This window comes from Mycobacterium sp. NTMscope_Eco_3, assembly GCF_976985685.1.
In genome coordinates, this window is the sequence record NZ_CDRJYZ010000001.1 from 2,791,909 (window position 1) to 2,809,603 (window position 17,695).

Below are 17,695 nucleotides of genomic sequence, written 5' to 3' on the forward strand. Positions count from 1 at the left end.
GTTTGGAATGCGGTCATATCAGAGACAGCGCATCGAGGTCAGTGATCGCGCTCGCTGATCGCTCGGCCATGACCGTGAACATTCGGTCGCCCCGTGCGGTGGGCTGGGCGACGAACGCGCCCAGGACGGTAATAAGCGGACCTTGGAACAACCCGTAAAGATAGTCTTCCCAACACTGTTCTTCGCCGTAACCCTCGACTCCGAGCGACACGAGGCGACGATGGTAAGCCTCGACAATTTCCTTCTCGCCAACGCGACGGCTCTGGGTCGACAAACCTGTGGCGACCAGGAAGGCCACATCGCGCAGCGGGCATCCGACCGTCACGACCTGCCAATCGACTGCGACGACTGGACGCGGGGTATCGGATCGAGCAAACAGCAGATTGTCCAGGCGGTAGTCGCTGTGCAGCATTGCGAACGGTTCGGGTCGCGCAGTCGCCCAATCGGCGAATCGATCAGCGAAGCCGCGCAGTATCGCCGCGGTGTCGGGAGTGACCTGGTAGCGGTCCAAGAACTGCTCGGTGGCATCCACCAGGAAAGCGGCAGTAGCGTCCGGGTACGCCGCGAGATCCGGTATGAGCCAGTCGAGTTCGCGTATCGATGACTCGTTCCACGTCGGCGCGTGTAAACCAGCGACGTTGACGGCGGCCGCACGGGCCTGGTCGAGCGAGCAGCCGGCGATCTGGTCGCCCGCCTCAGCGGGAGCTAGATCCTCCAGCACCAGTGTGAACCCGTCACCACGATCGTTGAGCGCCGCGAAGTAACACCGGGGGATGTCAAGATGCAGCCGATCGGCGTACTCGCGGTAGAAGGTCGTCTCGCACCGGTAGCCCAGCTGGCCGGCGGCGCGACTTGCCGAATCGGTGGCGGGCAGCTTGGCGATCAGCCGATCCGGACCGTCGCCGGTGTCGTAGGTGATGAACAGCCGATAACACGAACCCATCTGTCCGTTGCCGACTTGCACTGTGCGTACCTCGCGAACGTCGGCAGCGATGCCGTTCTGAGCAAGGACAGCCGCCGTCCACTCCGCGGTGATCGCGTCTATCGACTCCAGGGCGGTGAGCTTCATCAGCCACGTCGGAGCGGTTCGGCCGCCCACTTCATTTCGACCCGTTGCCATCCGTTGAGCAGTGCCGTCGGGTTGCGTTGCAGCGCAGCGTCGGTCAGTTCGAGCCGATCGAGGTAAGGCAATAGCCCGCCGATTGCCGCTCGAACTTCCTGACCAGCCAGGTGCGCGCCCAAACAGAAATGAATACCATGCCCGAATGCCAGATTCTTGCCGGGTGGCCGGTTGATCAGGAAGCGATCGGGGTCATCGAAGCGGCGCGGATCCCGGTTGGCCGCAGCCATGTGCAACGCAAGGATAGCGCCCTTGGGGATCGGCGTATCGGCGATCTCGGTGTCTTCGGTCGCCTCGCGAAAAGCGAACTGAATCGGAGAGGTCAACCGATTTGCTTCGTCAACAGCGTTGGGCAGCAGGGTTGGATCGTCGAGCAACAGTTTGAGCTGGTCTGGGTTGGAGAGCAGTTCGACGACGGTGTTGCCGATCAAATTCGTCGTCGTCTCGTTGCCCGCAACCATGATGGTGACCGCGACCATCAACGTTTCGACGTTGCTCAATGACTCGTTGTCGATCGCGGCGACCATGGCGCTGACCAAGTCACCCTTGGGTTCTGCGCGACGTGCATCGATCAGCGGAACGAAGTAGGTGCTGAACTCTTTGATGGTTGCCAACATCAGTTCGTTGCGCTCGGCGGGGCTGCTGAACACCCCGCCCGCTGCGGCTGCGAACCCGTCGGACCATCGTTTGGCCTGGCTGTAATGGTCACTGTCGATACCGAGAATATGGCAGATCATTTCGACCGGCAGTGGCACCGCCAGACGCTCCACCACGTCGAAGGCGGCCTCACCTTCGATTCCCGCCAGACAGCGACCGACGATCGCCTCGATCGCGGTCGCCATCTCCTTGATCCGCGGCGGTGTGAATCCCCTGCTGACGATCCGGCGCATCCGGGTGTGTTGGGGCGGGTCGGCCGCGGCAATGGTCTTCGCGGACGCCATCTCGGCCATGTCGACCGGTATGCCCGCGGCAAGCGCGAGCAATCGCTCGACCACCTCTGGTTTCATCTCCTCGTCGGGTGCCGCGGATCCCTCGTAAGGATTGGGTCGCGACGAGAATTGTTGCGGGTCGGACTGCACTGCCTTGACATCGTCGAACCGAGACACCACCCAGATGTCAGAGCTGGTGCGGTATACGGGAAATCGCTCCCGTAACTCGTCAAGCAACTGCGGCAGCTGGTCTGGTGGTCCGGGCTTGAACGGGTCGAATGTGAAATCGGATGCAGTCGCAGTCATTGCCTCAGTCCCAGAAGCGATACAGCGTGCGGGCATTGAGCTCGACGATCTTTCGGGCCTCATCGTCGGGCACGGCGACGAGGTGCTCGGCGAGCAACTTGCGGGTGTGCGGCCAGTTGGAGTCCGAGTGCGGATAGTCGCTTTCGAACAGGATGTTGTCGATGCCGATTCGATGCCGTTGCTCGATGCCAGACTGATCAGCGATGAAACAGCCGTAAATGTGCTCGCGAAATAGCTCAGAGGGAAGCTTGTCGGCGTTGATGTTGCACCAATACTTGTGTCGGCCCCAGGAGTAGTCGATGCGCTCCAGTAGATACGGCATCCAGCCGATACCGCCCTCAGACAGCGCGACTTTCAGCTTGGGGAACTTGTAGAACACCTTGGACATCAACAGGTCGACGGTCGCCATCATCGAGTTCAGCCCGAAAAGGGCGATGCTGATGAACATGTCGCCGTCCGGCGCGAGCCCCTGCGGCATGCCGCCGGAGCCGAAGTGCATCGACAGCGGAAGTTCGGCTTCCTCGCAGGTGCGCAGGATTGGATCCCAATGATCGGTGTGGAATGAGGGCAGACCAAGCTTATGCGGCGCCTCGATGAACGAAACGGATCTGGCACCTTTGCCGGCGGTGCGCTCAATCTCGGCCACCGACGCGCCGATGTCCCAAAACGGCACCATCATCAACGGGATCTGGCGGCCGGGCGCGTAGGCGCACCACTCGTCGAGGACGAAGTCGTTGTAGGCACTGATACACAACTTCGCGAAGTTCTTGTCCTCGGCAGCGAAAAACGTACTGCCGGCGAAACCACCGAAGTTCGGGAAGCACAATTGGGCCCAGACGCCCTCGATGTCCATGTCCTTGATGCGGTCTTCGATGTCGTGACAGCCGGGCAACATGTCGTCGTAGCTGCGTGGGTCCATGCCGAAGTCGCGCGGATGTTTGCCCGCCACCGCGTTGAGTGCAAAGTTGCCCGATTGCTCGCCTTCGTAGAGCCAGGTGTCGTTTCCGTCGGGGAGTTTGACGATGCGCGGCGCAACGTCGTTGTACTTGGCCGGCAGCCGATCAAGCCAGACCCGGGGATGTTCGATGACGTGGTCATCGACAGAGATGATCCTTGCATCTTCGGGAAGCATGTGGTCTCTTTCTGAGAGGCATCGCGTCACAATAGTAGAACGCTATATGCGTTATGCGCAACGGTCATACTATGAACGCGCATGCGGATCACCAGCGGAGCAACAGTTAGGCGTTGAGAGAGCTGATGGCGACACTCGACCGTGATGCACTCGACCCGGAGATCCGCGCAGCCGTCCAGGACATCCCCAACTTCGTGTTCTCGCTGGAGACCGTACCGACGATGCGGCAGACCGCGGTGTTCTCGCCCGCCGATGCACCCGACATCCAACGCATCGAGCTGAGCGCAGGCTCGGATGGCGGATCAACGCCGTCGGGCCGGCTGGCGCAGGAAGGTTCGACGATCTCACCGACGCCGACTGGGCCCACACCTTCGAGCAAGGGGTGACGTCGGCTGTCCGCTGCGTGCGAGCCGCCCTGCCACTGCTGCGCGTGGTCGACTGGGCTCGGATCGTCAACGTGACCGCGATGTCGGTACAGCACCAGTCGCCTGGACTCGTGGGCTACACCGCAACGAAAAGCGCGCTGCTGCCTGTCACTAAGAACCTCGCCCGGTCCTTGGCGCCCCACGGGATTCTGGTGAACGCGGTTGCGCCGGGTCCGATACTCACCGACTGGACGCGACCGGTGCTCGCCGCCGCCGAGGTCGACGCCCTGGATCCAATCGCGGCCTACGACGTGCTGGCCAGCGGCCATGGGATGTCGGTGGACCTGAAGCGACTCGGTCGGCCGGAGGAGGTGGCTGCGGTCATCGCATTCTGCGCGTCGCGCACCAACGGCTATATGACCGGCGCGCACCACAATGTCGACGGTGGCAGCGACTTTCTGCAGCTAACGCCGTGGGCGACTGCGGGGTAAGCCCAGCCGGTTCTCGACGATCAAGCTCCGCAGGACTTCGCTGGAGCCGCCGTAGATGGTTGTCGCGACCGCGCTGCGATAGTGCGAATCCAACGCGCCGTCGACGGCAGCCTCGGTGTCGGTCCAGTCCAGCAGCCCCGACAATCCTGCTATGTCGATCGCGGCTGCCGAGGCACGCACGTAGCTCTCCGGACCGAACAGCGCCGACACCGGACCCGGTTTCTGGCCCTCGGTGTCCAGGAATGCCACCCGTAGACCGAGCAGGTCGGCCACCTCGGCTTCCATGGCCATTCGAGCAAGGCGCTCTCTGACGAGCGGGTCGTCGATCAACGGGGTGCCGTCGGGTCCAGGCTGGCTGCGCGCGAACTCGAGCGTGTCCATCGCGATCCGTCTAGTCCGCGAGCCCGGTGCGACGTTCTGCTCTGCTTCGAGCGCCGCGCGCATCACCGAAAAGCCTTGATGTGCCTCACCGATCCGGTTCGCGTCCGCTATCCGCACGTCGTTGTAGAACACAACGTTCGTACGTTCGTGGCCCATGGTGTACACCGGTTGGATCTCGATACCGCGCGAGTCCAGCGGCACCAGCAGCATCGTCAGGCCGCGGGTGCCTACCGACCCCACCTGCGACCGAGTCAGCGAAAAGCAGTAGTCGGCGACGTGGGCGAACGTGGTGAAGATCTTCTGTCCGTTCACGATCCACTCGTCACCGTCTTGCTCAGAGCGTGTCGCGCAAGCGAAGACGTCTGATCCCCCGGCCGGTTCGGTGTAACCGAGGCAGATGAGCGTCTCACCGGCGACGACGCCCGGCAGGATCCTGTCCTTCAATTCCTCGGAGCCGGCGGCTTTGATGGCATTGGCCGGCAGCATCGTGGTACCCGGTCCGATCGTCGGGACGCCGCCCTTGCGCAGGGTGTCCAACAGCACTGCCGCCTCGAACGGATCGAGGCCAGCGCCGCCCTCCTCGACCGGCCAGGTCGGCGCGACCCACCCGCGCTCGCCGAGCTTGCGCGTCAGCGCCCGTTCGACGCCGTCCCCGGTTCGACGTTCGTTCTCGATCACCTTTCGGGTGACGTGCTCAGCGACGAACGCCTCTGCGTCACTCCGGATACGGCCCCAGCTCGCGGGTTCGGTGAAGTCCATCAGTTCAGCGACCTTCCGGGAGAGCGGGACCAAAGCGTCTGTCCGCGAGAACAAGGAGCTCGCGCCGGGGGTCGGCGAATGCCACGGCCCACGCCTTGGCCCGCCGGTAGTAGAGCTGGATGTCGTACTCCTCGGTGAAGCCGTACCCGCCGTGGACGTGCAGGCTGTGCTGGCTCGCCTGGTAGGCCGTTTCGGCGGCGAAGATGAACGCCATCGCGGCGAGCGCCGGACCGTCGTACCGTTCGCTGTTCAGTGCCCAGCACGCCTTGTGCACCAACAGTTCGGCGCCGTCCAGCGCGCTCAACGCGTCCGCGAAGGGATGCGCGACGGCCTGATACATGCCGATCGGTTGGCCGAACGCCTGGCGCACCTTCGCGTATTCGGAGCCGATGTGTACGGCTTCACGAGCCAGCCCGACCAGGGCGGCCGCTCGGAGCACCCGGATGTCGTCAAGGGCCGCCGCGAACTCGGTCCGCGCCTGCTCGCCTTCGGCCAGTAAACGGCCGCTGGTGCGTACGTCCCATCGCGCCAGAGCCAGGCCGCCCAGGTTGCGTCGCGGGATCGTCGGCTGCCCGTCCGGCCTCGACACGTACCGCAGCGACTCGCCGTCGAAGGCGAGCACCGCATCAGCGATCGCGCCGTCGACGAGAAGCTGGTCACCCAGCGGGGCACTACGAGTGGCCAGCGACACGATGGCGGACCCGGTCAATACGGGCGCCAGCAGCTTTTTTTCACCGAGGCGGGCCAGCAGCCGGGCCGCGGCGGCGGTCTCCGCAACCGGAATCGGCGCCAGACGACGGCCCGCTTCTTCGGCCAGCAACGCCAGCTCCAGTAAGTCACCCTCCGAACCGCCGTAATCCGACGGGATGCCGATGCCCAGTGCCTCGACCGCGCTGTAACTCCGCCACAAGGCCTTATCCAGGCCGGTCGATTCAGCCATCCGGACTCGCTGCGGGGTCGACTCTTTACGGAATAGCGCCGCAAACGTCGCGCGAACCGCACGCTGCTCATCGCTGAGGTGCAGATCCACGTTGGCCTCCTCCCATGTCTCGCGTCTGCGCCAGGACATTACCCCTTCGTGAAGTTGCCATATGCAAAAAAGTATCAATGTGTTCTCTTCATGCGCACTCAATGTTAGAGTTCCACGCATCACAGGTGCTCACAGGAGGAGTTGGATGACACCGAGGCTTGGTTTTCCGGTGTTCGATGGCGACAACCACATGTACGAGACCCGGGATGCGCTGACTAAATTCTTACCGCCCGATTACCGCGGCGCGATCCGGTACGTCGAGGTGGACGGCCGCACCAAGATCGCCACTCTGGGTCAGATCAGCGAGTACATCCCCAATCCGACCTTCGACAAAGTCGCAGCGCCGGGCGCCCAGGAGGACTACTTTCACAACGGCAATCCGGAAGGCAAATCGCATCGCGAGATCCTGGGCAAGGCGATCGAGGCAACCCCCGCAATGCGTGAACCGGAACCCCGGCTGACGCTGATGGACGAGCAGGGCATCGACAAGTCGATGATGTACCCGACGCTGGCAAGCCTGGTGGAAGAGCGTTTCCGGGACCACCCGGAAGCGACCCACACGATCATTCACGCCCTGAACGAGTGGCTCTACGAAACTTGGCAATTTGACTACAAGGGCCGCATCTTCACGACACCTATCATCACCTTGCCGATCGTGGAGAAGGCGATCGACGAACTGAATTGGGTGGTCGAGCGGGGCGCGCGGGCCATTCTGATCCGGCCGGCGCCGGTGCCCGGACTGCGCGGATCGCGCTCGTTCGCGCTGCCCGAATTCGACCCGTTTTGGAAGCGGGTCGTCGAGACCGGCTTGCTCGTCATCATGCACGCCTCCGACAGCGGATACTCCCGCTACGCCAACGACTGGGAGGGTGCCGGTGAGTTCCGGCCGTTCCAGCCTTCGCCGTTCCGGTCGTATTACAGCCTGGCCCGCAACCCGGCCGAGGATGCGGTCGCGGCACTGGCGTGTCACGGACTACTGACGCGATTCCCCGAGCTGCGAATCGGCATGGTGGAGAACGGAACCACCTGGCTGCCCCGGCTTCTGGAAAACCTCAGCGACACGCGCAAGAAGATGCCGCAGCTCTACAGCGAAGATCCAGTGGAGGCCATTCATCGTTGCATCTACTTCAACCCGTTCTGGGAGGAGAACGTGGCCGAACTCGCGAAGCTGGTACCGATCGATCACCTGTTCTTCGGCTCGGACTACCCCCATCCCGAAGGCCTGGCCGATCCCCTCAGCTACGCCGAGCGTCACCCCGGGCTGAGCGACGACGAAGTCGCGATGGTGATGGGCGGCACGCTGTCGAGCATGATGCGGGTTGACGCCTGAGATGTCCACCGATCACGGCACGCCGTCGGCCACCAAAGCCCGCGAAGGCGCCCCGGCGGAGTTCAACCCGTACGCTGATGTCTTTTTTGACGATCCGTACGAGACCTACCGCTGGATGCGTGATGAAGCACCCGTCTATTACAGTGAGCGATGGGACTTCTACGCTTTGACCCGGCACGCGGACGTCGTTGCTGCGCATAGGGATTGGGAGACATTCAGCAGCGCCTACGGGGTGACCCTGGATGGGCTGTCGATGCGGCAGCGGTTGAACACCAACATGTTGATCATCATGGACCCGCCAGAGCATGAGCGGCTGCGAAAGCTGGTGCGGCAAGTGTTCACCAAGGCGGCGATCGCCGATCTCGAGCCGCTCGTGGCGCAGGTGATAACCGCCTACGTTGACACGTTGAAGGGCAGGCGGAATTTCGACGTGGTCGCCGACTTCGCTGCCTTGTTTCCGGTGGAGATCATCTCATCGATGCTCGGCGTTCCCGCCGGCGAAAGACAGCAGATCCGGTTGTGGACCGACGGATTCCTACACCGGGAGAAGAACAACCCGTTCGCCACCGAAAGCGGCGTAGCCGATTCGATGGCGATGGCTGAGTACTTCCTGGAACTGGCTCGCGAGAAACGCCGGAACCCTGATGACCTGATCATCAGCCGACTGGTCACCGCGACCTATCAGGACGAGACGGGGGTGACGCACCGGCTCAGCGACGACGACATCGCCACGTTCGCGGTTCTTCTGGCGGCGGCCGGCAGTGAGACGGTCACCAAGCTAATTGGCAACGGTGTGATGGCGTTCCACCGCAATCCCGACCAGTGGGAGTTGGTACTGGCCGATCCCACACTGATTCCCGGTGCGATCGAGGAGATGCTGCGGCTCAATCCGCCGTCGCAGTATCAGGGACGATTCACCACCCGCGCGGTCACGTTCGACGGTGGGACGATTCCCGCAGGCTCACCCACCCTGCTGGTGACGGGCGCAGCCACCCGTGATCCGCGGGCTTACGACAACCCCGACGCGTTCGACATTCGGCGGGGCGGTGCCACCACGCTGGCGTTCGGATACGGGGCGCACAGCTGCCTGGGTTCGTGGCTGGCCAGACTCGAGACCCGAGTTGCTTTTGCGCAGCTACAACAACACTTCCCGCGATTTGAGGTCGACTCCGACGGGCTGCGCCGGGTCACCATGTCCAACGTCGCCGGCTACTCGCACATCCCAGTGCACATCGGCTGATGGCGGTAAACCCTGCGGCGGCCGGAGTTTCGTCGCCGTATGGCATGCCTGCCAGCATCCCCGAACTCCTCGCCATGAGGCGTGCCGAACCCGATGGCGAGTTCCTCATCACCGACAACGAGCGATTGACTTTCCGTGAAGCGGACACCTCTTCGCTGGATTTGGCCGACGCGCTGTTGGCCTCCGGCGTCGGCAAAGGCACCAGGGTCGGCATCCTCTTCCCGAACTGCGCGCAGTGGCTCATCTGCTGGCTGGCAGCCGCGAGAATCGGCGCATTGACCGTTCCGTTATCGACTTTCGCACCCGGTGGAGAACTCGCGCGCCTGCTGCGGCACACCGATGTCCAGGTTCTACTGATGGGTCAAGCGATCGCCGAACGTGATCTGGTCAAACGCATCGCGGATGCCCTGCCAGGGCTCGACGACGGTGGTCCCGCGATCACCGAGCCGGCGGCACCCTACCTGCGGCGCATCCACGTCTGGCCCGACTGTCAGCGCGCTTGGGCCTCGCCATGGCTACGAAGCGCTGATTCAGCTGCAGAATTTGTTAGTTCGGTCGAAGAAGAAGTTCGGCCAGCTGATGACCTCGTCGTCGTCACTACATCCGGGACGACAGCATTGCCAAAATCCGTCGTGCACACGCACGGCAGCCTGGTGCGCCACGCCTACATTTTGGCGCGGCATCGTGGCATCGACTCGACCGACCGCATCTACTCGCCGATGCCATTCTTCTGGGTAGGCGGCTTGACAATGGTTGTCCTGCAGGCGCTTTCCACCGGCGCAGCCATCCTCGCCCAGGATGTGTTCGAGGCGGGTAGCACACTGGCGCTCTTGGAACGGGAACGCGCGACGTTCGTCTCCTGCTGGGCTCAGGCGAGCCAGGCGATGGCCGACCATCCCGACTTCGCCAAACGGGACCTGTCGAGTGTGCGTGGCGGCACCATGATCCAGGCGCTGCCACCCGACCGGCGTCCATCCCAACCCGACTTGGTGCCCAACCTGCTGGGCATGACCGAGACCGGCGGTCCGCACACGATGGTCGAGGTGCCTGACACCCCGCTGCCACCGGAACTGCGCGGAAGCTTCGGAATTCCGCTGCCTGATGTGGTGCAGCACCGAATCATCGACTCCGCCGCCGGCATCGAGGTGCGCCCCGGCGTTGAGGGCAACATTCAGGTTCGCGGTCCGATCGTGATGGACCGGATCTATAAACAGGAACGCCACGAGGTGTTCACCGCCGACGGCTGGTATGACACCGGTGACCGCGGTTTCTTCAACCCCGCAGGACATCTGCACTTCACCGGTCGCGCCAGCACCCTGATCAAAACCGCCGGGTCCAATGTCTCACCGGCCGAGGTGGAATCGATCCTCGATGCCATGCCCGGCGTGCTGCACAGCTTTGTTCTCGCCCTACCCCATCCGGTACGGGGAGAGGTTGTCGCCGCCGCCGTCGTACCCGCGAACGGGGCGCCGTTGTCGGTCGAGACCATCGTTGCCCACGCTCGCCGCAACCTATCGACGTTCAAAGTTCCCAGGGTCATTCGCCTAATCGCCGAGAGTGACCTGCCCATGCTGCCCACCGGTAAAGTCGATCGCCAGGGCTTGGCAAGCTTGCTCGCGGGAAGGTGAAAGCCCGATCGGATCCTAGGATTCAGCGCGGCCGGCCGCCTTCATCCGTTCCAGGTCGGCCATCACGACGGTCTGCCCGCCCGTCGCGGCCAACGCCCGCGTGTGCCCGAGATGGTGCATGTCGAAGCACGATTCGATCGCCGTCGAGAAGCCCATGGTGTCCATCGTGTGGTTGACGGCGCGCTTGGCCAGCCGCAACGCCCAGGGATCGGTCTGGGCAACGCGACGCGCGAGATCCATTGTGAAGGAATGCAAGTCGTCGACCGGCACCACGTGGTTGACCATCCCGCAGCGCATCGCCTCATCGGCGCTGAGCGAACTTTGAGTGAACAGCATCTCCTTGGCCTTTCTGGGGCCCAATTCCCATGTGTGGGCGTGGTATTCGACACCCATGATGCCCAGCATGCCGACCGGGTCTGAGAACTGAGCGTTGTCGGCAGCGACAATCAGGTCACATGGCCAACACAACATCAGCCCCGCGGCAATGCACTTACCCTGCACGGCCGCGATCGTCGGTTTCGGTATGTTACGCCAGCGGTTGGCGTACTCGAGGTAGCCGCGTGTCTCCCAGTCGTAGTAATCCTCCGCGACCAGCATTCCGTCCTCGTTGCAGTTGGGGCGAAGGTTGCGGCCGTTGGCGGATGGGTCGTTGCCGGACATGTCGTGGCCCGCGGAGAAGTGTTTCCCAGTCGTGGTGAACACAATCACCCGCACAGCCGAGTCTTCGTCGGCTCGCCGCCACGCATCGTCGAGATCCTTGAGGATGCCGGGGGTCTGTGCGTTGGCGGCCTTCGGCCGGTCCAGGGTGATCACGGCCACCGGGCCGTCGGCCTCGTACCGGACGAAATGCTCTGTTGCCATGGGTTTCTCCTTCACCTGAAGCTCCTGATCACACTTTCCTGGGCGAACGACGCCACTAACGCTCCGGCCTGGGTGTAGACGGCGCCGGTACCGAAGCCGCGGCCACCGGCCAGCCGCTGGCCGCGGATGTCTACGCGCAGCCATTGGGACACATCGAATGGCTGATGGAACCAGATGGAATGGCTGACGACACCGGTCTGCAGCCGGACGTGCGCATCCTGCTGACTCAGCCCGGGTACCGCCTTGAGCAGCGTGCCGATCAGCGGCCAATCCGAAACGTATGCAAGCACCGGTCGGGCCAGCGAAGCATCTGCGAAATCAGGGCAACGCATCCAGAAGGCGAGTTCGGCGGGCACAGCGCTGACGTCATCGAGCCCGATTTCGCTGATCAGTCTGGCCTCGCCGGGTACCACAGCAAAATCGACCGGCTTGGCGGCCAAGGGGTCTGAGGTAGGCACGGCGTCGAGTTGGTAGTCGTACTCGTCGTCGGAGCGATCGACCAGGACTGTGGCGGTGGCCACGACACGGCGCCCACCAGCCAGCTGATCCTGGTAAGCCACCGCACGCCGCAATCCCAGCGAGCGTCCATCGTGCGTCTTCTCCAGGTCCAGATACAGCGGCTCGCGAGGCCGGCCCGCCCGCGGAAAGGCGGCGTGTATCGATTTGACGGTCCGCGCGGGAGCGACGGCAGCTACCAGCTGAGCGAGGATCTGTCCGCCGAAGATCTGCTCCCCGGCCTGATCGGCGACCGGCAGGACGGTGCGGTCATCGCCGCCGCATTCGATGTCGAGGATGGTACGAAACTTCTCGAGATTCATTGTGTGCCCTTCGCGGCGTTCGCGGTTGCAGCCAATTCGAACTTCTTGACTTTTCCGGACGGGGTCATCGGCAAGGCTTCGACGACATGCCATGCGACAGGCGTCTTCTGGCGCGCGAGGCCCGCGGTATGCAGGAAATCGGCAAGTTCGCCCGCGGAGGCGTCTTCGTGGTCACCGAGCACGATGAACGCGACCGGGACTTCGCCGAATCTCTCGTCGAAACCAGCGACGACAGCGGCTTGGCGGACCGCGGGATGGCCGGCGAGCAGATCTTCGATGTCGCGCGCGGAGAACTTCTCGCCACCACGATTGATGACATCTTTCAGCCGCCCTGTGATGGTCACGAACCCAGCCCCGTCGACCACACCGACATCTCCGGTGCGAAACCACCCTTCCTCGTCCAGCGCGCCCCGGTTGGCCTCGGGGTCGACGTAGCCCAGCATCCGCTCGGGCCCCCGCACCAACAGCTCACCTTCGCAACCTGTTGGGAGCGAACGGGCTTCGTCATCCACTACGCGCACCTCAACCCCGGGTGCCACCGCGCCGTCAGTCTGAGCGCGCTCATCGAAGGGATCTGCCCGGTTCATCAGGGTCACGGTCGGCAGTTCGGTCATACCGTAAACCCGGGCCGCCGGGATACCCTGCTCCTCGCCGCGTTCCATCACCGCGCGCGGCACCGAGGCTCCACCACAAGCAAACATCCTCAGCGGCAGCCGGATCCGAGCATCTCTGGCAGCGTCGGTGAGCTCCTGCAGGAATATCGTCGCGCCGGCCGAATACGTCACCTGGTGTGCGATCATGTCCTGCACGGCTCGGCTGGGTTCCCACCGTTCCGCGAGCACCGCGCGGGCCCCGACCAGCAATGGGATTGTCATCGCATTGAGCACTCCGGTGATGTGTTGCAGCGGGGCGGCCATGTAGGCGACGTCCTCCCAACCCAGTCCCCACGCGTCAACGAGTTGTCGGGTTTCGGCGAGCAATGTTCGCGAAGAGTGCACGGCGGCCTTGGCGCGCGACGTCGTGCCGGAGGTGAACAGCACCAGGCAAGGCTCGTCCGCGCCGACGTTCGCGGACGGTAAGCGTCGAGGGTGCCACACGACGTCGTCGAAAGGCGTCCAGCCGCGGCGTAATCCGCGCAGCGAGATCCGGGGAATCTTGTCGAGGCCGGCCTCGACGAGCAGGTCGTCGAAGGCCTCGGCATGGACGAAACCGCGAAACGACTTGGCCGAAATGACCGCCGCCGGCCGAACCTCCTCGATCACCTGGCGCAGCTCATGCTCCCGGTAAAACGGAGCGATGGGCGCACTCACCGCGCCGACGTGCCAGACAGCCAGACCGAGCAGATGGGCCTCCCACCAGTTCGGGGTCTGCCAACACACGACGTCGCCCGGTCGAATCCCGTTGCCACTCAACCAGGCCGCAGCGCGCTCGACGAGCTCCAGCAGATCGCGGTGCGTCAACTGCAGACCTGCTTGCGCCACTGCCGGGCGCGAGCCCCACAACCGCGCCGCACGCTCGACTGCCGAGCTCATGGCCATGTCACTGACATAGCCGAGCCTGCGGTACTCGTCCTGTCGGTCCTGCGGTATACCGGGGGCAACGATGCGCGCGGCCGTCAACGACGTCGGGCTCATCCGCCCATGCTCATTCCGCCGTCCACGGTGATGACCGCGCCGGTGACATAGGAGGCCCGATCGTCGAGCAGGAAACTGACCGCGTGCGCGAGTTCTTCCGGCCGCCCCCAGCGGCCGACCGGGATCATCGACGTCACGACGTCACGGGCGGTGAGCGCCAGCCCCCGCGACATCTCGGTGTCGAAGCTACCCGGGATGACGCAGTTCACTGTTATTCCTTTTCGCGCGACGGCACGTGCGGTCGACCGCGTCAATCCGATGAGCCCTGATTTGGCTGCGGCGTAGGGAATCTGCACCGAGCTACCCATCGTCGCGGAGATCGAGCCGACGTTGACAATGCGGCCGAAGCGGCGCTCGACCATCGCGCCCATAGCCGCCTGAGACAAGAAGAACGCCGCCGATAGGTTGACCGCCAGATGCTGCTGCCAGCCGTCAATAGTGATGTCGCCGTACCGCTGCTCGGCGACCGTGCCTGCGTTGTTGATGAGGTAGTCGAGTTGCCCATGCTGGTCCAAGACGTCGTCGACGAGGCGTCGACAGGACTGCGGGTCCCCCAGGTTCGCCCGGTGCAAGGTCACGCGGGTGCCGGCTTTTTCGCATCGGTCCCGGACCGATTCTGCGGCAACACAATCGGTGGCGTAGGCGGCGGCCACGTCGATCCCGGAATCGGTCAGCCGCTCAGTCACCGCACGCCCGATTCCGCGGGTGCCTCCCGTCACGAGCGCAACCCGGTTGTGCGCGACCACTAGGACTCCCCCGGCGGTCTCGCGGTGAGTCGTAAGCTCAACCGGTCCAGCGCGGCACGATGCTCGTCCGTCTCGAAGCATTCGCTTTCGGCCCGTGCGCACTCGGACAGCATCGGAGCCGCCCGCTCGATGTGCTTGTTCAGCAAGCGCCGCGCCGCCCGAACCGAGTGTGGCGGTAACGCCGCCAGCCGGTGAGCCAGCTCGAGGGCCGCCGTCACCGTTTCTTCGGTGCGAACCACGCGGTTGACCAGGCCGAGACGGTAGGCTTCTGTGCTTGGTACCCGATCGCCCAGCAGCAAGTGTTCTTTAGCCGCCGCGAGGCTGGTCAGCAAGGGCCACAACACGATTCCACCTGCCCCGTCGAGCAGGCCGAGCGCGACTCGGGGATCGGACAGGAAAGCGTCTTGGGCCATGACAGCCAGGTCGCACAGCAGCGCGAGGGTAACGCCCGCCCCGATAGCAGCCCCGTTGACTGCCGCGACAGTCGCGAAGGACAGCCGGTTCATCGCCCAGAACAATTCCTGATGCTTGCCCAGTATCGCGTCGCGAACACCTTTGTCGGCGCCCATCTCTCGGATGGTCTGGATGTCGCCGCCGGCACTGAACGAATGACCGTCGCCGGTGAGCACCATTGCGTGGACGTCACCGCTCTCCGAAAGCGCCCGCAGAGTGTCCAGCAACGCAACGGTGAGTTCGCCGTCCATCGCGTTGGACTTCGTCGGGCGGGCAAGCGCGACCACTGCCACCGGCCCGTCGCGCGTGACGCGTACGGCGGCTTCGGCGAATACGGCGGAATGCTTGTTGCTGTTCACAGCTCGACCAGCCGCGGGATGGTCCCTGTTGAAACCAGTTGCCGCCCAATAGCTCTGCGTAGTTCGGTGGTTGATCCTAAGAGTGAGTCCAGAACCAGGGCGCGTGCCAGGAAACGATGGAACGGGTGCTCGGCGGTGAATCCGATCCCGGCCAGCACTTGTTGGCAGTGCGTCGCCGTGATCCGCGCAGCTCGTCCGGCCAACGATTTGGCCAGCATGCCCGCCAGGTATTCGTCATCGGCTTCCCACGCCATTTCGAGCGCCGCCGCGGCAGCAGCGCGCGCCACGTGGGCCTCCGCGAGCCGATTCCGCACGGCCTGAAAGGACCCGATCGGATGGCCGAACTGCTCGCGATGGCGGGCGTGTTCGACCGCCAGGTCGATCATCGCGCCGACTGCCCCGAGGATGTGGTATCCCAACGCCCGCCGTCCCGCGGTCGCTGCCGCTTTCCACAGAACGCTTGCCTGCTCACCCCGTGACACAACCGTCGCAGCGACCCTCGCGGCACTGACTTCGGTGACCGCGAGCGCTGGATCCAGCCCCGCCGCCACCGTCGTCGTCAGCGACGAAGGATCGGCCATGCGGACCCACGCGGTCTCAAGGCCCGCCGTTACCGGTGCGAGGCATACCGTGGCGGGTCGCCGGCCGATCACAAGCCCACGCACAGTGACGGCGTCGCCATCGAGTGAGCCCGCCACGGCCGCGCCTATTCTGGGTAGCACCACGCAGTGTGCCGCCGTTGCACCGTCTAACATTTCCGTCAAGGGCTGCAGCAGCACATCCTGAAGTTCGGCCGACATCGAACAGGTACGTCCGAGTGCGTCGAATAAAGCCGATACGGCCTCGCGCGGCGCCTCATCGAGCAGCTGGCCGAATCCGAAGTCCACGAGCGCCTTTGAGAGATGTTCGCCGTCGAACTGCTCGGCGATCCGGCGCAGTGTTTGTACCATCAGATCGCGCTCGGTGGCCTCGATAGTGGCGGCCATCAGGCGCTCCTGGGCAATCCGAGCAAGCGCGTAGCGATGATGTCCTTCTGGATCTCGCTGGTGCCTCCGTAGATGGTGGCCGCGCGTGAATAGGCCCATTCTCGCCGCCACGCCCGTCCCCGCGACGTGTCGTCGGTTTCGATGACACCGGATAGTAATTCGCGGGCAGCGTCGAACACTGCCTGATCCGCCGCGGCAATGAGGACCTTGTCGACGGAGGCCTCGGGGCCCGGCAGATCCCCGAGGGCGATCCGGTCTTGGGTGATCTTCGACTGGACGCGGAATGCCCACAGCATTTCGTAGGCCTCGCCGAGGGTCGCCTGTGATGCCGCGTCATGCGCGGTGCCGATAAGCATGCCCAGGTGGTGAGCCAGCCATGCGCCGCGTTGCCAGAAGATCGGCCCGCGTTCACACGACAAGATGTGCTGGGCAATCCGCCAGCCGCCGTTGATGTCGCCGAGCAGCCGGTGTGCGGGCACCTGGACATCGATGAACGACGTGGAACAGAATTCATCGATGTCGGCAATTGTGCGCAGCGGACTCGCGGTGACGCCGGGGGTGTCCATGTCCACCAAAAACGCACTGATGCCACGGGTTCCCGGCTCTCCGGTCCTGGCCAGTACGACGCAGCGGGTGGCGTGTTGGGCGAAGCTGGTCCATAGCTTCTCCCCGTTGATCACCCATCGGTCGCCGTGCTGGATTGCGGTGGTCCGCAACGATCCGAGGTCGCTGCCCGCCTCGGGCTCGGAAAATCCCTGACACCAGAACTCATCCCCGCGCAGAAGCCGCGGAAAGATCGCTTCGGCCAGTTCGGGCCGACCGAACTCGGCGACCGCCGGTCCCAGCACCTCATGCATCGACCAGGATGCGGTATGGACCAGGGCACGGCCGGTCAATTCCTCACCGAGCACGGCGCGAAGAGTCGGCGAGCCGCCGAATCCGCCTAGGCGTGTCGCCCATCCCCACCGCATCCAGCCGGCATCGAAAAGCATCCGCTGGATGCGGCGCTGATGACCAAGCTGAGCGTCTACGCTCTCATCCCCCACTGCGGCAACGAGCTCGTCGCCGCGCGCGTCAATCCAATCCCGCACGCCCGCGCGGAAATCGTGCACCTGCACGGCAACTCT

General features: G+C 64.1%; 17 protein-coding genes and 1 pseudogene. 5 read left to right on the forward strand and 13 right to left on the reverse strand.

Translation table 11 applies throughout. The annotated features are described in order from the left end of the window. Positions 1–13 precede the first annotated feature (13 nt). The 3 genes from AC0KTM_RS12810 to AC0KTM_RS12820 all read right to left on the reverse strand — a co-directional run bounded on the left by AC0KTM_RS12810 (position 14) and on the right by AC0KTM_RS12820 (position 3,487). Positions 14–1,069 (reverse strand): phosphotransferase, encoded by a 1,056-nt coding sequence (locus tag AC0KTM_RS12810; protein WP_472415700.1) that lies wholly within the window; start codon positions 1,067–1,069, stop codon positions 14–16. Next, positions 1,069–1,962: a cytochrome P450 gene (locus tag AC0KTM_RS12815; RefSeq protein WP_472415701.1), complete on the reverse strand. Its 894-nt coding sequence runs from the start codon at positions 1,960–1,962 to the stop codon at positions 1,069–1,071. The genes AC0KTM_RS12810 and AC0KTM_RS12815 overlap by 1 nt, the downstream gene beginning before the upstream one ends. 397 nt (positions 1,963–2,359) lie before the next feature. Beyond that, entirely contained in the window at positions 2,360–3,487 is a 1,128-nt protein-coding gene (locus AC0KTM_RS12820) for an amidohydrolase family protein (protein WP_472415702.1), read from the reverse strand. A 125-nt stretch (positions 3,488–3,612) separates the two neighbouring features. Here AC0KTM_RS12820 and AC0KTM_RS12825 point away from each other — a divergent pair, with 125 nt between their 5' ends. Continuing rightward, a complete protein-coding gene (locus tag AC0KTM_RS12825; RefSeq protein WP_472415703.1) occupies positions 3,613–3,873 on the forward strand; it encodes a hypothetical protein in 261 nt (86 codons plus the stop codon). Next, positions 3,789–4,343 (forward strand): SDR family NAD(P)-dependent oxidoreductase, encoded by a 555-nt coding sequence (locus AC0KTM_RS12830; RefSeq protein ID WP_472417464.1) that lies wholly within the window; start codon positions 3,789–3,791, stop codon positions 4,341–4,343. The genes AC0KTM_RS12825 and AC0KTM_RS12830 overlap by 85 nt, the downstream gene beginning before the upstream one ends. Here AC0KTM_RS12830 and AC0KTM_RS12835 read toward each other — a convergent pair. Continuing rightward, positions 4,317–5,483 (reverse strand): acyl-CoA dehydrogenase family protein, encoded by a 1,167-nt coding sequence (locus AC0KTM_RS12835; RefSeq protein WP_472415704.1) that lies wholly within the window; start codon positions 5,481–5,483, stop codon positions 4,317–4,319. The two genes, AC0KTM_RS12830 and AC0KTM_RS12835, sit on opposite strands and share 27 nt — an antisense overlap. 4 nt (positions 5,484–5,487) lie before the next feature. Beyond that, entirely contained in the window at positions 5,488–6,513 is a 1,026-nt protein-coding gene (locus tag AC0KTM_RS12840; protein WP_472415705.1) for an acyl-CoA dehydrogenase family protein, read from the reverse strand. 145 nt (positions 6,514–6,658) lie between these two features. Here AC0KTM_RS12840 and AC0KTM_RS12845 point away from each other — a divergent pair, with 145 nt between their 5' ends. Genes AC0KTM_RS12845 through AC0KTM_RS12855 form a run of 3 tightly spaced genes read left to right on the forward strand, consistent with a single transcriptional unit; the run spans position 6,659 to position 10,711 of the window. Then, positions 6,659–7,843 carry an amidohydrolase family protein gene (locus AC0KTM_RS12845; protein ID WP_472417466.1) on the forward strand — a complete coding sequence of 395 codons (1,185 nt, stop codon included), beginning with the start codon at positions 6,659–6,661 and terminating at the stop codon, positions 7,841–7,843. A 1-nt stretch (position 7,844) separates the two neighbouring features. Further along, positions 7,845–9,083, forward strand: coding sequence for a cytochrome P450 (locus tag AC0KTM_RS12850; protein ID WP_472415706.1), 1,239 nt, complete (start codon positions 7,845–7,847; stop codon positions 9,081–9,083). Positions 9,084–9,127: 44 nt separating this feature from the next. Next, positions 9,128–10,711, forward strand: coding sequence for a class I adenylate-forming enzyme family protein (locus AC0KTM_RS12855; RefSeq protein ID WP_472417468.1), 1,584 nt, complete (start codon positions 9,128–9,130; stop codon positions 10,709–10,711). A 15-nt stretch (positions 10,712–10,726) separates the two neighbouring features. Here the strand turns inward: AC0KTM_RS12855 and AC0KTM_RS12860 are convergent, their stop codons facing one another. From AC0KTM_RS12860 to AC0KTM_RS12895, 8 genes and pseudogenes are all read right to left on the reverse strand, one after another. After that, on the reverse strand, positions 10,727–11,572 hold the full coding sequence (locus AC0KTM_RS12860; protein ID WP_472415707.1) for an enoyl-CoA hydratase: 846 nt from the start codon (positions 11,570–11,572) through the stop codon (positions 10,727–10,729). An 11-nt stretch (positions 11,573–11,583) separates the two neighbouring features. Then, a complete protein-coding gene (locus AC0KTM_RS12865) occupies positions 11,584–12,390 on the reverse strand; it encodes an acyl-CoA thioesterase (protein WP_472415708.1) in 807 nt (268 codons plus the stop codon). Beyond that, on the reverse strand, positions 12,387–14,024 hold the full coding sequence (locus AC0KTM_RS12870; protein ID WP_472415709.1) for an AMP-binding protein: 1,638 nt from the start codon (positions 14,022–14,024) through the stop codon (positions 12,387–12,389). The genes AC0KTM_RS12865 and AC0KTM_RS12870 overlap by 4 nt, the downstream gene beginning before the upstream one ends. Continuing rightward, a complete protein-coding gene (locus tag AC0KTM_RS12875) occupies positions 14,021–14,770 on the reverse strand; it encodes an SDR family NAD(P)-dependent oxidoreductase (RefSeq protein ID WP_472415710.1) in 750 nt (249 codons plus the stop codon). Before AC0KTM_RS12875 ends, AC0KTM_RS12870 begins: the two co-directional genes overlap by 4 nt. Further along, entirely contained in the window at positions 14,770–15,582 is an 813-nt protein-coding gene (locus AC0KTM_RS12880) for an enoyl-CoA hydratase/isomerase family protein (RefSeq protein ID WP_472415711.1), read from the reverse strand. Before AC0KTM_RS12880 ends, AC0KTM_RS12875 begins: the two co-directional genes overlap by 1 nt. Then, the gene (locus AC0KTM_RS12885; RefSeq protein WP_472415712.1) at positions 15,579–16,568 is read right to left on the reverse strand and encodes an acyl-CoA dehydrogenase family protein; all 990 of its coding nucleotides are present in this window, start codon (positions 16,566–16,568) and stop codon (positions 15,579–15,581) included. The genes AC0KTM_RS12880 and AC0KTM_RS12885 overlap by 4 nt, the downstream gene beginning before the upstream one ends. Beyond that, on the reverse strand, positions 16,568–17,134 hold the full coding sequence (locus AC0KTM_RS12890) for an acyl-CoA dehydrogenase family protein (RefSeq protein WP_472417470.1): 567 nt from the start codon (positions 17,132–17,134) through the stop codon (positions 16,568–16,570). The genes AC0KTM_RS12885 and AC0KTM_RS12890 overlap by 1 nt, the downstream gene beginning before the upstream one ends. Next, a pseudogene (locus AC0KTM_RS12895) lies at positions 17,108–17,686 on the reverse strand (acyl-CoA dehydrogenase family protein); the annotation flags it as partial. The gene AC0KTM_RS12890 and the pseudogene AC0KTM_RS12895, both read right to left, overlap by 27 nt. Between the last annotated feature and the right edge of the window lie 9 nt (positions 17,687–17,695).